Consider the following 13,787-nt stretch of genomic DNA (forward strand, 5'->3'; position numbering starts at 1 on the left):
ATAAATGTATTTTGAAAGAAATCTACCATTCACTAATTAAAAGGCAGGTTAAACTTAGTTTTGATATGGATCTATTTAAGAAGTACTTTAAAATTAGTACAATAAAAAAATTTTTCCCCCTGAAGCAAAGTTATTAACGTGACTAAAAAAGCCCTAATCACTGGATTAACTGGTCAAGATGGTTCATATCTTGCCGAACTACTTGTAGCAAAAGGCTACCAAGTCTTTGGTCTAGTCCGCCGTTCTAGCACTAGTAATCTAGAGCGTATCACCCACCTTTATGGCGACATTCAAATCGTATCCGGCGACCTCCTCGATCAATCATCCCTCATGGATGTAGTGAGCGAATGTCAACCTGACGAAATTTATAATCTTGCCTCTCAAAGCTACGTTCCTCTTTCTTGGACACAACCTGCTCTCACTGCTGAATATACAGCCCTCGGTGTCTCCCGCCTCTTAGAATCTATTCGTCGCTGCAAACCTGATGCCAGATTCTATCAAGCATCCAGTAGTGAAGTTTTTGGTCAACCTGACGAATCGCCCCAAACCGAACGCACTGCCTTTCGTCCTCGGAATCCTTATGGAGTTGCCAAAGCTTATGCTCATTGGATGACTGTCAACTATCGGAAGAAATACAACCTTTACACCTGCTGTGGTATTACTTACACTCACGAATCGCCTCGACGAGGAACAGAATTTGTATTTCGCAAAATCACATACGCAGTTGCCCAAATTAAATTGGGTTTGGCAAATGAACTAAAATTAGGCAACCTAGATGCCCGTCGTGATTGGTGCTATGCCAAAGATGCTGTTTACGCTATGTGGCTAATGTTACAGCAGGAACAACCCGATGACTACCTCATTGCCAGTGGCGAAACCTACTCTGTCAAAGAACTTGTCGAGTGTGCTTTTGACTGTGTTGGGCTTAATTGGCAAGATTATGTCTCGGTTGACCCCGCTTTTTATCGCGCTGATGAACCAGTGCAGTTAGTTGGTTGCATTGATAAAATTAAAACTGGAATAGGTTGGCAGCCTCAATACTCTTTTAACCAATTGGTTGAGTTAATGGTTGATTATGACCTTAAGAAATTGAGCAGTTAGCTCATTTATTTTCTTAATCATAAATAACCATCAACTAGAAACTAGGAAAAAAAGTAAAATAGCTTACCTAAGAATATAACTAATAAGTGTTTTACTTATGGGTTTTCTTAGGTAAGTTTTTTAAGTAAAAAATTATTAAAATTTGCAATCAAAATAGTTTCAAATAGGTTTGAGAATGAAAATATTTATCGATTGTACTCACACTGCAAAACATACATATAAAAATACTGGAATCCATCGAGTAGTTCGAGAACTCACTTCTGAATTGCTGAAAATAAGCTCGAACCGTACAGATATAGAAATAGTAGTAGTTATGTTTGATGGTAGTTTTATGAGGAGAACGACTAGTCTTGATCAGCAGCAAGATGGAAATTTTGTCAAGGTTAATAAATATCTTGCTTTAAGTAAAATAAATATAAAAGTTCAATCTCTTTTTTTAAAGCTAAAAAATAAATTTATAAATTTTTTAGATGTATTAAATTTGATTGATTGGTTGTATTCAAATTCAGCAAACAAAAAAGCTTTCCTTGAATTTGAAGGTTCTATAGTTCAACCAGGAGATATTTATGTAATAGCTGATGCTAATTGGGATTTACCTAAAACCTACTATCTATTTTTACAGCTTTTAAAAAGGCATAAAGTTACTATTTTAGTTATATGTTATGACCTTATTCCAATAAGGTTTCCAGAGTTTTCTTCAAAGAAATTTACTAAAGCTTTTACCAAATTTTATAGCGATTATTCTACTTTATTTGATAAGGTATTATGTATTTCTAAGAAGAGTGCAGAAGATTACATTAATGCGAAAAATCATGGGATATTAGCTAGTAACAATTCACAAATTGTTACTAGCTTTCGTTTAGGTTGTAACTACTATAAAAAAATATTGCTAGATGAAGAAAATAATAGTTTGGATGTAAATTTCCAAAGATTAATTAACAAAAAATATATTTTAGTAGTTGGAAGCTTAGTACCTCATAAAAACATTAAAACTATCATTGCAGCCTTTGATTTATTGATCAATGCTAGTCGTGATGATGTATTTTTAATTTTTGCAGGTAATAAAGGTTGGCATTCAGAAACTGATAAATTGATAGAATCTAATAAAATGTATGGCAAGCTCATACATATACTAGGTTCTGTTACTGATGCTCAACTAGATTTTCTTTATCAAAACTGTTACTGTTTAGTTCAAGCCTCCTTTTATGAAGGATTTGGATTACCTGTGGTAGAAGCACTCCAACACTGTAAACCTGTAATTGCCAGCAATGGTGGCTCTTTACCTGAAGTAGGAGGCGATTTTTGTAGATATTTCTCTCCTACTCAACCAACAGAACTGTATGAAGCTTTAAAAGAACTACTTGATTCAGATATTTACTACAGTAATTTGGTAGAGCGCATAAAAAATGAGTATATACCATTCTCATGGCAACAATCTGCTGAAGAGTTTCTCTCTTGTTTGTATAATTAAATTCAGTTTGAATAAAAGCTTAAAATTTATTCGTTAATCTATCTTTTTTGTCTAAAAAACCCACAATTATAACAACTTATGCTATTAACTTCACAGTCAATTTTTGAGTATGAATGCTATAAAACTTTATCAAAATTAACACCATAACAAGGTTTGCAAAAGAGAGATATTCTCCTAGATATTTGTTAAATAAATTACTATCAACTTATTTATTACTAGTAACAATTCTGCTAATAGACCAACATTAAGCAATTAAGCTTGACATAATAAACTAAAAAGCGAGTTGAAAATTATGCTAGATAAAATACTGCAAATCGTAAAACCTATATTGAATCTATTAAGATCATTGAAAAAAAAGTATAGCCTTCCTTCTTCGACAACAGATGCTATAAGCTTGAACATTAAAACTTTGGGATACGAATATGCTCGTAGTTTGCGCGAACAGTTGATAATACCTAGTAATTTATCTCCACAAAAAATCAACTTACAATCCAAAGCTTGTCAACAAAATGATATTGAATCAGATTGGTTTTTCTACTGGTGTCAAGAGATGAAAATTCCGGTAGCATACCATCGAAAATTGTGGGAATTTTGCTATATTTTACAAGCATTATATGAATATGATTTACTTACTCCTGGACGCAAAGGTTTAGGTTTTGGTTGTGGTGAAGAACCTCTGCCAAGTATTCTAGCTGCTTATGATATTGCGATTACGGCTACAGATTTACATCCAACAGCATCAGCTGCACAAGGTTGGATAGAAACTAAACAAAATATGTCTTCTTTGGAAAAGATATTCCGTCCTGAGTTATGTACAAAAGAACTATTTACTAAAAATGTGAGTCTAAAGTATGTCGATATGAATGCTATTCCTGCTTACTTAGAAGGTAAATATGATTTCTGCTGGTCTGCTTGTGCATTAGAACATCTAGGTAGCATTAAAAATGGACTTCTGTTTATCGAAAATTCTCTAAAGACTCTAGTTCCTGGAGGAATAAGTATACAGACGACAGAATTTAATTATTTAGAAGAAGAAAAAACTATTGACAACTATGGAACAGTACTTTTTAGAAAAAAAGATTTTGAACAAATTGCTAAAAAACTAACTGCAGCAGGACATCAAGTAGCACCCCTCGATTTCAATATTGGTTCTCGTGTTTTAGATAAATTTATTGATATTCCTCCATACTATAGTCAAATACATGAAATGCTACAAGAAGCACATTTAAAATTATTATTTGAGCGTTTCGCTTCTACATCCTTTGGTATGATCATCAAAAAAGCTGTGTAAGAAGTTACGGCTCTTAAGTTACCCTAGTATTCTCTAATTTTTAATAATTCATGTAAAAATTATTGTTTTACAATCATTATAGGCAAATGAAAAAAATCCTAAATGAATATAGTAGATAATATTTCCTCTAATCAATTAATTATTAACTTATCTATTCTCTTGTCTAAACCAACAGGTATAGGCAACTATGCTCAAAACCTTTTTCCTTATTTAAAATCTTTCCAACCTACTCTGTTAGTAGCCCAAAAATATCCTAATTTTGATTGCTATTTAATCCCGTCAAACTTAACCCCAGACCACGGCACAAAAGGTCATTTTAACCGCCTACTTTGGACACAATTTAAACTACCACAAATATCTAAAAACCTTAAATCGAGTCTCTTATTCTCTCCGTTACCGGAAGCACCCCTTTATAGCAACTGTCGTTTTGTCGTTACCTGTTTTGACATGATACCGTTGCGCTTTCCTAAACGCTTTTCACCACTCACAGCCTACCACCGCTACTACACTCCCCAAGTTTTTAAACAAGCACAACATATTATTTGCATCTCTCAGACTACGGCTAAAGACATTACCGATTTTTACCAAATTCCAGCTAGTAAAATTACCTCTATTCCCCTTGCTCACGATCGCACTCACTTCCTTCCTCTCAACCTCCCTATCCGCAACTACTTTCTCTATATTGGCCGCCAAGATCCTTACAAAAACATCCAGCGACTCATCAGTGCTTTTGCGGCGTTACCTAACTGCAAAGACTATGAACTATGGTTAGTAGGGCCAATTGATTCGCGTTACACCCCGATTTTAAAAGTGCAAGTTGCAGAATTGGGTGTAACTAATCAGGTAAAGTTCCTTGACTATGTTCCTTACAGCGAATTGCCAAAAATAATTAATCAAGCGATCGCTCTGGTTTTCCCCAGTCTCTGGGAAGGTTTTGGTTTACCTGTCCTCGAAGCAATGGCTTGTGGTACTCCCGTCATTACCTCTAATCTTTCCTCCTTACCTGAAGTGGCTGGCGATGCGGCGATTCTAGTCAATCCCTACAATACCGCAGAAATTACAGAGGCGATGCAGACTATTGCAACTGATTCGGGGTTGCGATCGCGTCTACGTACCCTTGGCCTCAACCGCGCCAGTCAGTTCAGCTGGGCAAAAACAGGACTTGCTACCGCCGAAGTTATCAAACAGTACCTATAATGGCTGATTTCTGAAAAATAGAGAGACTGCGAGGTAAGCTTTCTTTAACTGCAATAGCATTCCAGTTAGCGATCGCCTGCTCTTCGGTTAGAGTCGGGTTAGCATTACACACATAATCAAGTTTAGCTAACACGTTTTGATGGGCAAGAGCAATCTCTTGAGCAACAGGTGCTATAAGCAACTTCTTCCAGAGAGCATACTTTCCCTGCCAAAAGTGATTGTTTGTACTCATGGTGCGGAGGCGATCGATGGAATGCAACGAAACCACATCTAATATAGGCTTGACTGGGGTCAGCCCCAGTTGTTCGTTAAACTGGGCAAGTTCCTTGACCGCATCATTCACCAGATTTTCGTAACGAACTTTTAATGTGTCTTCTCGCCTCCACCATTCCGGGCTAATCGAGAGAAGTGCTGCTGCTCTACTCCCAGTGGCATAGTTGATAAACTCTTGGCTAAGTGGTGTTTTCTCAAGAATGGAAATCTCAGTTCCCCCTTCACCTTTTAGCCAGCTGGCAGTATCTGGTTCGTAGTTGGCAAAATGCAGAATAGAAATCAATACATCCAAGGGATGGCGGGCAAGAACGACCACACGAAATCCTTGCTGGGCGAGCAATGAAACTAAATCATCACTTCTGTGCCAATGAATCTGAAGCACTAATCTTGCTGGTAGCAAGTGCCAGGAAATGTCATCTGGATGATGCACCGCCAGTTCAGCCATTTCATAAATAGCTGCCAGCATTTTTCGTAGCCAGGTGTTGCCCGATCGGGGATTGCTGATTATCGCCAGACGCAAGGCGTCTAAACTGCTCAAATTCTGTTAATCCTTTCAACTAAATTAGGGTACATCTAAACTAACATCATACTGACACCATAATGTAAATTCAATGATTTGGGATTTTGTCAAGATTTCAGATTATCTTGACTAATGACTTGTAATTAATCCTAAATCCTGATGAAAGCAGTATGAAAGCACTAATTCTTTCTGGCGGTAAAGGCACACGCTTACGTCCCCTCACCTACAGCGGGGCAAAACAACTTGTACCAGTTGCTAACAAACCTGTTTTATGGTATGGCATTGAAGAAATGGTCGCGGCTGGTATTACTGATATTGGCATCATTATCAGTCCAGAAACCGGCGCAGAAGTCCAAGGGAAAACCGGAAATGGAGAATACTTTGGAGCGAACATCACCTACATCATCCAAGACCAACCACTTGGACTTGCTCACGCTGTCCAAGTTGCTCGTCCCTTTTTAGGAGATTCTTCCTTTGTCATGTACTTGGGCGATAACCTGATTCAACTAGGTGAGTTACGTTACTTTCTGCAACAATTTAGCCAACAACAGCCAGATGCTTTGATTCTCTTACGTTCAGTTGCTAACCCTAGCGCCTTTGGTGTGGCTCAGGTGGATGAAACAGGGCGAGTATTACAATTAATTGAAAAACCCAAAGTCCCTCCTTCAAATCTGGCATTAGTAGGGGTTTATTTCTTTTCTCACCTCATTTATGATGCGATCGCAAATATCCAACCTTCCACTAGAGGCGAGTTGGAAATCACTGATGCTATTCAATACCTCATTAATCAGCAAAAACAGGTTGTAGCCCACAATCTCCAAGGCTGGTGGTTAGATACTGGTAAAAAAGATGATTTATTAGAAGCTAATAGATTAATTCTCGATACCTATCTGACAGCATCAGTTATGGGCGAAATCGATGCCCAAAGTCAGATTATTGGACGAGTCCAAATCGGGGTAAAATCTAAAGTAATTAACTGCACAATTCGGGGGCCAGTAGTCATTGGTAGCAATTGTCATTTAGAAAACTGCTTTATTGGCCCTTATAGTAGCATCGCTAACAATGTCACACTCATTGATACTGATTTAGAACACAGCGTTATTTTAGAAAGTGCTAAAATTGCCGGAATTCATCAGCGCATTATTGATAGTGTGATTGGACAAAGGGCACAATTGAATCTTGCACCCCGTCGCCCTAAAGCCTTGCGATTTATGATTGGTGATGACTGTCAAATTGAACTAACGTGATTTACTTATTCAAAACAAAAAAACCACAGTCAAAATCTTAATTATAATACCTGTAAAAACAAGTATTAAATTACTCTCAAAATTAAAACTGTGGCATATTACTTGTAATATTAATGAGCATTGTACATACCAAAATTCCCGAAGTTATCCAACTCGAACCCCAAGTATTTGGAGACGATCGCGGTTTCTTTTTTGAAGCTTACAACCACCAAAGATTTGCTCAACAAATAGGGATTGTTACGAACTTCGTCCAAGATAACCACTCTTGCTCTATACAAAACGTCCTCCGGGGATTGCACTATCAAATCCAACAACCTCAAGGTAAACTCATTCGGGTTATTTCTGGCACTATTTTTGACGTAGCCGTAGACATTAGAAAAAGTTCGCCTACCTTCGGTAAGTGGGTAGGTTATGAACTCAGTGCTAAAAACAAACGCCTACTGTGGATACCACCAGGTTTTGCTCACGGCTTTCTGGCACTTTCAGAACTAGCCGAAGTTCTCTACAAAACTACAGATTATTACGCACCCCAAAGCGATCGCACAATTCTATGGAACGATCCAGATTTAGGGATAGATTGGCCCTTGAGTGGGCCACCGATTTTATCAGCTAAAGACCAAGCTGGTAAATCTTTCAGAACTGCTGAAGTATTTGATTAAATAGTCATTTGTCATTTGTCATTGGTCATTGGGCATTGGGCATTGGGCATTGGGCATTGGGCATTGGGCATTGGGCATTGGGCATTGGATTTTGTTAGATACCCCGCCTCTTGCTATACCATAAGTTTACTTTTATGGTGTGCGGATAAACTTTGTCTTTCATCGAACTAATTCAAACCAAATTAAAGAGTGAGCGTGGCTTCTCTTGGACAAATGACAAATGACAAATGACAAATGACAAATGACAAATGACAAATGACAAAATCAATTTTGCTGATTGGTAGTAACGGTCAAGTGGGTAAGGAACTACAACAAATACTCTCATCATCCGGCGATATTATCTCAGTAGCACGCCCAAGAGTAGACCTTACCCAACCCGATACTCTACGCAAAGTTATCAGATCCAAGCAGCCGCAAATCATCATTAATGCTGCCGCTTATACTGCTGTAGATAAAGCCGAAAGCGAACCCGAACTTGCTACCGCTATTAATGCGACTGCACCCCTAATTCTTGCCCAAGAGAGCCAAAAATTAGGAGCTTTTCTAATTCATATTTCAACTGATTACGTTTTTGATGGCAATGGCTGTAGCCCTTACCAGGAAACTGATGCGACTAATCCCTTGAGTGTCTATGGTAAAACCAAACTCGCCGGAGAAGAAGCTATTCAAGAAACTTGCGCCCATCATATCATTCTCCGCACAGCTTGGGTTTATGGAACCTTTGGCAAAAGTAACTTTGTTAAAACCATGCTGCGACTAGGTGCAGAACGCCAAGAACTCCGTGTTGTCGCCGATCAAATTGGTAGCCCGACTTGGGCGCAAGATATAGCCACAGTTATAGCCCAGAAAATTCCTCAGTTAACCCCAGAAATTAGTGGCATTTATCACTATACTAATAGCGGCGTTGCTAGCTGGTATGATTTTGCTGTCGCTATTTTTGAAGAAGCACAACAACTAGGCTTCCCTTTGAAAATTGAACGTGTTGTCCCCATTACAACCGCCGAATATCCCACACCAGCCCGTCGCCCTGCTTATTCCGTCCTTGCTTGTAGAAAAATTTCCGCAATTCTAGGGACTTATCCTTCCCATTGGCGACAAAGACTTCGGCAAATGCTTGCAGATTTTAAAACAGGGCATAGGGCATAGGGCATTGGGCATAGGGCATTGAGCACAAGAGGCAGAAGTGCAAAGGAGCAAAGGGGAAAAACTTACTCCAACTTCTCCCCTGCCCCCCAGTCCCCAGTCCCCAGTCCCTATCCCCTCTTTAATACTCCCGTTTCATGTTGTATGGGCAAGACATCTAAAATATCAGTTTGGGAACAATATTTTAAATCTTCGTGACAGTCAAGACGCAACAATCGTTGGCCGTGACTAGCTTGGTAAAGTAATCCTAATAAGTTATCTTGCCATTGAGAGTAAAGAGCGATCGCACTAATTACTTCATCGTTACCAGCGAGTTCTTCTGGTAACAAGTTGCTTTGTTGCAAAATACTATGAGCGATCGCACCCGCACAAACTGTATCCTCTAAGGAAAAACTACCTTCCCAACCGGAACCGACAATCCACACTGTCTCTGGTTGCTTATCTAAAAGAAATTGCACCACCGCCCTCCGGTTAATCAAGGCTGCTGCTAAGACATTTGGGGAATCTTGTACCCGTTGTAAAGCACGAGTGCCATTTGTAGTGCTGATAAACAAACGCCGCCCTTGTACTACTTCTGGTGTGCAGTCGAGGGGAGAGTTACCCAACTCAAAACGAGCTACTTTCGCGCCGCCGCGTTCTCCAGCCCGCAGACGTTTTTCAGGGGGCCATTTTTCACTAACTTCAATTAACCGATCTAAATCGCTGAATACTTGTACAGCTTCGCCTCCAGATGCCAAGACAGTCGCTATTGTGCTAGTAGCTCGCAAGACATCGACTGCGATCGCACATTCTGGCGCTTTATCCGTTGGAGTCAATTCAGGAGTGTGGTATACGAATAACTTCACGGGCTGGATACACCTGTTTTAATACTACTGCCGAAAATAACATTCTACCTAGTTGGTGTCACTAACTATAGTCACAATTATTCGCAAACAATTTTTTAGCATCAAATATGCATGATGTAACCTATTCAATACAAAAATACTCAAAAAGTCTATTTTTATGCTTTTAGACTTTCATATTTGCTGCACTATCCTGTAATCTAAAACAAGAACAGATTTTCTCAAGCTGTATTTGGTATTCCAAGTTAGCACCACTACGCATCCTGACTAATACTTGGCCAAATAGAAACTAAAATTTTTACCTCCACTTTGCTCATCCCAAATCGAAAATTGCTATGGCACCCTTACCCGACTACCGCCCTAAACAACTATCTTTAGGCCCGTTAGAAGCGGAAATTTTAAATATCATCTGGGAACTTGGTTCAGTTACAGTCAAGGATGTACACGATCGCATCCTCGCCGATCCCAACCGCGAATTAGCGTATACTTCTGTCACCACCGTTTTACGCCGCCTCACTGATAAAGGTTGGCTGGCTTGTGATAAAAAGGAGCGAGCATTCTATTGGCGGCCAATGCTGAGTAAACAACAATCAGAAGTGATCAAAGCTCACGAGCAGTTACAGCGATTTCTCGCAGTGGGGAACCCCGATGTTGTTGCTGCCTTTGCTGATAGCTTAGATGAAGCAGCTAGCGAACAAATAGCAGCGATCGCTAAACGTATTCAATCTGCACGCCAAGCCAGGGAGGAACAATGATGCATCTAATAATGATTTTGAATGCTTTGGCTGTTGCCTGGTGGTTAAGATCCGCTTGGAATCAACGCCAAGGTAATTGGAGTTTACGGTGGCAGCGATCGCTATTTTTGTTTCTCTTCCCGCCTTTGCTAATTTTCATGACTGCGATCGCTGTGCTGTTCATGGGGCCTCAAGGACAAATGGGCGGAATGTATACAGGCTCAATTAGCTATTTATTAGTATTAATTTATTTGGCATTTTTTGCCATTTCATGCATTAAACTTGCTTTCCAAGGTTGGCAATCTGTAGAATCTGCCCGTAACTGCCCCTTAGTGAATGTTGGCGATCGACAAGCCAGACTGCTGCAAACGGGCGCGCTGTTTGCAGGTCAAATCGGTTTTTGGCAACCAGAATTAGTAGTTAGCCAAGGATTAGTGCAAACTCTCTCACCTGCTCATTTAGAAAGCGTCTTAGCCCATGAGCAAGGGCATCACTATTACAGGGATACGTTCTGGTTTTTCTGGCTGGGTTGGGTGCGTTCTTGCACTGCATGGTTGCCGAATACAGAGCCTTTGTGGGAAGAATTGTTAGCTTTGCGCGAACTTCGTGCTGATGGTTATGCAGCATTGCAGGTAGACCCTCTAGTGTTAGCAGAATCACTTTTATTAGTAGTTAGTAGCAGCCCCGTTTTATCGGAAATTTGCTGTGCTGCATTAGGTTCCTCTGGTGCAGATCGTTTAGAACAAAGAGTAGAAGCTTTATTAGCACCACCGGAACCAACCCCAGAAGCTCAATTACAATCCTGGCATGGCTTTTTGTTAGCGTTTTTACCTCTACTGACTGTGATATTTCATAGTTAAGTTGAATTTAGCCAGTTGCCATAGTATGAAACTGCGACTATAGCGACATCTGTCGTCTCTGTAGTGACATTCGTCGTCCCTGTAGCAACATCTGTCGTCTCTGTAGTGACATTCGTCGTCTCTGTAGTGACATTCGTTGTCTCTGTAGCGACATCCGTCATCCCTGTAGCGATGTCGGTTGGTACACTAACGATGAAAATTTTGAATATAGCGCTTCCCAATTGCATGGAATACAGACCTAACCCCCAGCCCCTTCCCTTCAAGGGAAGGGGAGTAAGATTCAAAGCCTCTCTCCTTTTAGGAGAGAGGTTTGGAGAGAGGTCAAAAATGTACTGCACCCAAGCAAGAACCACTATAAAACTGTTATATTACTCTTCTTCTAGCAACTGTTCTATATACTTTTGCACCAAAGGCACTTGAAAAGCATTGCCTTCTGGAGTCAAGATTTCTTTTCGCGTTAGTTTGCGGATAACACCTTTGTCTTGTTGTGTGGGAGTTTCCCCATAGATTATCCGACGTAGGAGAAAGCGATCGCTATCTGTTAAACTCTTCCATAATTCCCGAAAATACTGATCGCCTCGCTCTAGCACAACAGGTATAACTTCTTTAACATCCTGTGCAGTAGCTTTTGCTGTATCTGCTTCTCGCCTGTTTCTTCTGATATCGCGGTTTAGCAACTCCACCACCTCATAACACACCAACTGAACGAGATAAGGTTGACAGCGAGTAAGTTGGATAATTTCATCTACAGCAGTTGGTTCATAAATATTGCTGAAGTTCTCTACTGGTTGTTGAATCAAATCGCGGGCTTCTGACTCTTGCAGGTAAGTCATTCGTAAAGCACGGGTGTTAATTAGATAGTCACTCCAGTAATCATCAAGTTCAGATAACTCCTGTGAACCACTAAAAAGTAAAATCCACTGGTGTTGATGTTGCAGCAGATTACGGATAAAATTGAGCGGCGCACGGCTGCTTGTTGCTTCCACTACCTCACTCAGGCGTTCATATTTATCCAAACAGAGGAGAAATTGCTTACCGGAGTTGTTGCGTTCTATGTCTGCTAACCAATTTTGCAGCGCGGGAAATGGATCTTCAGCTAGTTTATTGGCATCTGGATTAGGCAAGAATACTTTGCGGGGTAATCGCCGTGCAGCTTCGATAATTTGTTGAGCTAAATTTTCAGCCAATCCTTTTAACGTTGTGGCTGATGCTGCACCTTGTAAATCTACTAGCAAAGGTACAATATCTGAGCCAATTCTATAAGGTAGATATTTCAGCGCTGAAGTTTTCCCTGTCCTCCGCCCACCATAGAGTAACAGCACTGGCGGCTGCTCAGAAAGCGCCAAAGATTCGATTTCCCGAAATATATCAATTCGCCCTTTGAAACGATTCCTTGCTGTTTCCGGGTCTAGGGAATTACCAGCAATATAAACTTGTCGAATTTCTTGTGATTGCTGTGCCTGTTCCTCTAAAGTGCGCTGCGCCGTCTCTAGTATAGTCAGCCAGTTTTGTGCGGCGTTGCCAAAAGAAACAGCAACGCGAGCATCTTTTGTCAAAGCCAGACTTTGCCCCAGTTGGCGTAATGCAGTGATGGGAATATTCAGTAACTCATATCGACGATAAAGTGAAGTTGCTTCTTGTGATGCCCGGACATTCTGACTGATTTCCAAAAATTGGGTTAGTACAATGCCAAGTTCCTTTGGTGATGGTGAAGGAATCCACGCTAGTTGGTTGGCAATCTCCACAATATCGCTCAACATTTGACAACGATTGAAAATATCTACAGCAATACCAGAAATTGCCTGTGCTGCAACTTTTTGCTGATTGGTGGATGTAATTAGATAATTAATAGTCTCACGAGCAATATCTGGGTTCTTTCGATAAGCCTCCACAATCATTAAATCCATGAAAGGCAGAGGCAAAATAATCAATTCATCAAAACGAGGGGGCAGATATCGCAAACAATTTACCCGCTTTACATTGCGAGACAATAAAAACAGGGTGAGTGTCCATAGTAATTCTGGCAACCAGAAGTAAACCCGCAGCACACCTAAAATAAACACCACGCCTAGCGCCATACCTAGCGCCACGCCAAACGCCACGTCTTTTACCACGCCTCCTGCCACACCTAGCGCCACGCCTACCACCACGCCTACAACCACGCCTCCTGCCACACCTAGCGCCACGCCTACCACCACGCCTACCATCAAAGCAGCACCATTTGTAGAGCGAGTTGGTAAGCGCGACAGTTCAATAGCCTCATCTGTAGTTAGTTCTTTCAAAGAAATTGTGTGAGCAATATTGAAAAACTTATACCAATTTTTTATAAAGCTGCATAGAATTCGATCCCCCCTAACCCCCCTTAAAAAGGGGGGAACCGGAAAAACATCTATCAAAGTCCCCCTTTTCAAGGGGGATTTAGGGGGATCAAGATATGTGCAACTTCACA

Annotated in this window: 13 protein-coding genes; 9 read left to right on the top strand and 4 right to left on the bottom strand. The window is 40.4% G+C overall.

What is annotated here, in order from left to right; genetic code table 11:
* Positions 1 to 138 precede the first annotated feature (138 nt).
* The 4 genes from RMY32_RS31670 (at position 139) to RMY32_RS31685 (ending at position 5,060) form a co-directional block, all read left to right on the top strand.
* Entirely contained in the window at positions 139 to 1,101 is a 963-nt protein-coding gene (locus RMY32_RS31670) for a GDP-mannose 4,6-dehydratase (RefSeq protein WP_322712834.1), read from the top strand.
* 175 nt (positions 1,102 to 1,276) lie between these two features.
* Positions 1,277 to 2,572, top strand: coding sequence for a glycosyltransferase family 1 protein (locus RMY32_RS31675; protein ID WP_322712835.1), 1,296 nt, complete (start codon positions 1,277 to 1,279; stop codon positions 2,570 to 2,572).
* Between the two features lie 292 nt (positions 2,573 to 2,864).
* Complete coding sequence (locus tag RMY32_RS31680) at positions 2,865 to 3,863, top strand: hypothetical protein (protein ID WP_322712837.1); 999 nt, start codon at positions 2,865 to 2,867, stop codon at positions 3,861 to 3,863.
* Positions 3,864 to 3,965: 102 nt separating this feature from the next.
* Positions 3,966 to 5,060, top strand: a complete 1,095-nt coding sequence (locus tag RMY32_RS31685; protein ID WP_322712838.1) for a glycosyltransferase family 1 protein — start codon at positions 3,966 to 3,968, stop codon at positions 5,058 to 5,060.
* On the opposite strand, the gene RMY32_RS31690 is transcribed toward RMY32_RS31685, so the two are convergent.
* Entirely contained in the window at positions 5,044 to 5,871 is an 828-nt protein-coding gene (locus RMY32_RS31690; RefSeq protein WP_322712840.1) for a sulfotransferase domain-containing protein, read from the bottom strand. The genes RMY32_RS31685 and RMY32_RS31690 overlap by 17 nt on opposite strands.
* 152 nt (positions 5,872 to 6,023) lie before the next feature.
* On the opposite strand from RMY32_RS31690, the gene RMY32_RS31695 reads away from it, so the two are divergent.
* The 3 genes from RMY32_RS31695 (at position 6,024) to rfbD (ending at position 8,905) form a co-directional block, all read left to right on the top strand.
* Positions 6,024 to 7,100 carry a glucose-1-phosphate thymidylyltransferase gene (locus RMY32_RS31695; protein ID WP_322712842.1) on the top strand — a complete coding sequence of 359 codons (1,077 nt, stop codon included), beginning with the start codon at positions 6,024 to 6,026 and terminating at the stop codon, positions 7,098 to 7,100.
* Positions 7,101 to 7,213: 113 nt separating this feature from the next.
* Positions 7,214 to 7,759: a dTDP-4-dehydrorhamnose 3,5-epimerase gene (rfbC, locus tag RMY32_RS31700; RefSeq protein ID WP_322712844.1), complete on the top strand. Its 546-nt coding sequence runs from the start codon at positions 7,214 to 7,216 to the stop codon at positions 7,757 to 7,759.
* 255 nt (positions 7,760 to 8,014) lie between these two features.
* Positions 8,015 to 8,905, top strand: coding sequence for a dTDP-4-dehydrorhamnose reductase (rfbD, locus tag RMY32_RS31705; protein WP_322712846.1), 891 nt, complete (start codon positions 8,015 to 8,017; stop codon positions 8,903 to 8,905).
* Positions 8,906 to 9,012: 107 nt separating this feature from the next.
* On the opposite strand, the gene RMY32_RS31710 is transcribed toward rfbD, so the two are convergent.
* Complete coding sequence (locus RMY32_RS31710; protein ID WP_322712847.1) at positions 9,013 to 9,747, bottom strand: 2-phosphosulfolactate phosphatase family protein; 735 nt, start codon at positions 9,745 to 9,747, stop codon at positions 9,013 to 9,015.
* A 332-nt stretch (positions 9,748 to 10,079) separates the two neighbouring features.
* On the opposite strand from RMY32_RS31710, the gene RMY32_RS31715 reads away from it, so the two are divergent.
* Positions 10,080 to 10,499, top strand: a complete 420-nt coding sequence (locus tag RMY32_RS31715; RefSeq protein ID WP_292857766.1) for a BlaI/MecI/CopY family transcriptional regulator — start codon at positions 10,080 to 10,082, stop codon at positions 10,497 to 10,499.
* On the top strand, positions 10,499 to 11,338 hold the full coding sequence (locus RMY32_RS31720; RefSeq protein WP_322712853.1) for a M56 family metallopeptidase: 840 nt from the start codon (positions 10,499 to 10,501) through the stop codon (positions 11,336 to 11,338). The genes RMY32_RS31715 and RMY32_RS31720 overlap by 1 nt, the downstream gene beginning before the upstream one ends.
* Here the strand turns inward: RMY32_RS31720 and RMY32_RS31725 are convergent.
* On the bottom strand, positions 11,335 to 11,565 hold the full coding sequence (locus RMY32_RS31725; protein WP_409884474.1) for a hypothetical protein: 231 nt from the start codon (positions 11,563 to 11,565) through the stop codon (positions 11,335 to 11,337). The two genes, RMY32_RS31720 and RMY32_RS31725, sit on opposite strands and share 4 nt — an antisense overlap.
* Before the next feature lie 141 nt (positions 11,566 to 11,706).
* Positions 11,707 to 13,620 carry an AAA family ATPase gene (locus RMY32_RS31730; RefSeq protein ID WP_322712851.1) on the bottom strand — a complete coding sequence of 638 codons (1,914 nt, stop codon included), beginning with the start codon at positions 13,618 to 13,620 and terminating at the stop codon, positions 11,707 to 11,709.
* Positions 13,621 to 13,787 lie beyond the last annotated feature (167 nt).

This window comes from Nostoc sp. ChiSLP03a (genome assembly GCF_034531215.2).
GTDB lineage: Bacteria > Cyanobacteriota > Cyanobacteriia > Cyanobacteriales > Nostocaceae > Nostoc.

Coding starts and splice junctions, on each gene's coding strand:
- RMY32_RS31695 (WP_322712842.1), top strand. CDS start 6,024: ATGAAAGCACTAATTCTTTCTGGCGGTAAAGGCACACGCTTACGTCCC.
- RMY32_RS31725 (WP_409884474.1), bottom strand. CDS start 11,565: ATGCAATTGGGAAGCGCTATATTCAAAATTTTCATCGTTAGTGTACCA.
- rfbC (WP_322712844.1), top strand. CDS start 7,214: ATGAGCATTGTACATACCAAAATTCCCGAAGTTATCCAACTCGAACCC.
- RMY32_RS31675 (WP_322712835.1), top strand. CDS start 1,277: ATGAAAATATTTATCGATTGTACTCACACTGCAAAACATACATATAAA.
- RMY32_RS31685 (WP_322712838.1), top strand. CDS start 3,966: ATGAATATAGTAGATAATATTTCCTCTAATCAATTAATTATTAACTTA.
- RMY32_RS31680 (WP_322712837.1), top strand. CDS start 2,865: ATGCTAGATAAAATACTGCAAATCGTAAAACCTATATTGAATCTATTA.
- RMY32_RS31715 (WP_292857766.1), top strand. CDS start 10,080: ATGGCACCCTTACCCGACTACCGCCCTAAACAACTATCTTTAGGCCCG.
- rfbD (WP_322712846.1), top strand. CDS start 8,015: ATGACAAAATCAATTTTGCTGATTGGTAGTAACGGTCAAGTGGGTAAG.
- RMY32_RS31720 (WP_322712853.1), top strand. CDS start 10,499: ATGCATCTAATAATGATTTTGAATGCTTTGGCTGTTGCCTGGTGGTTA.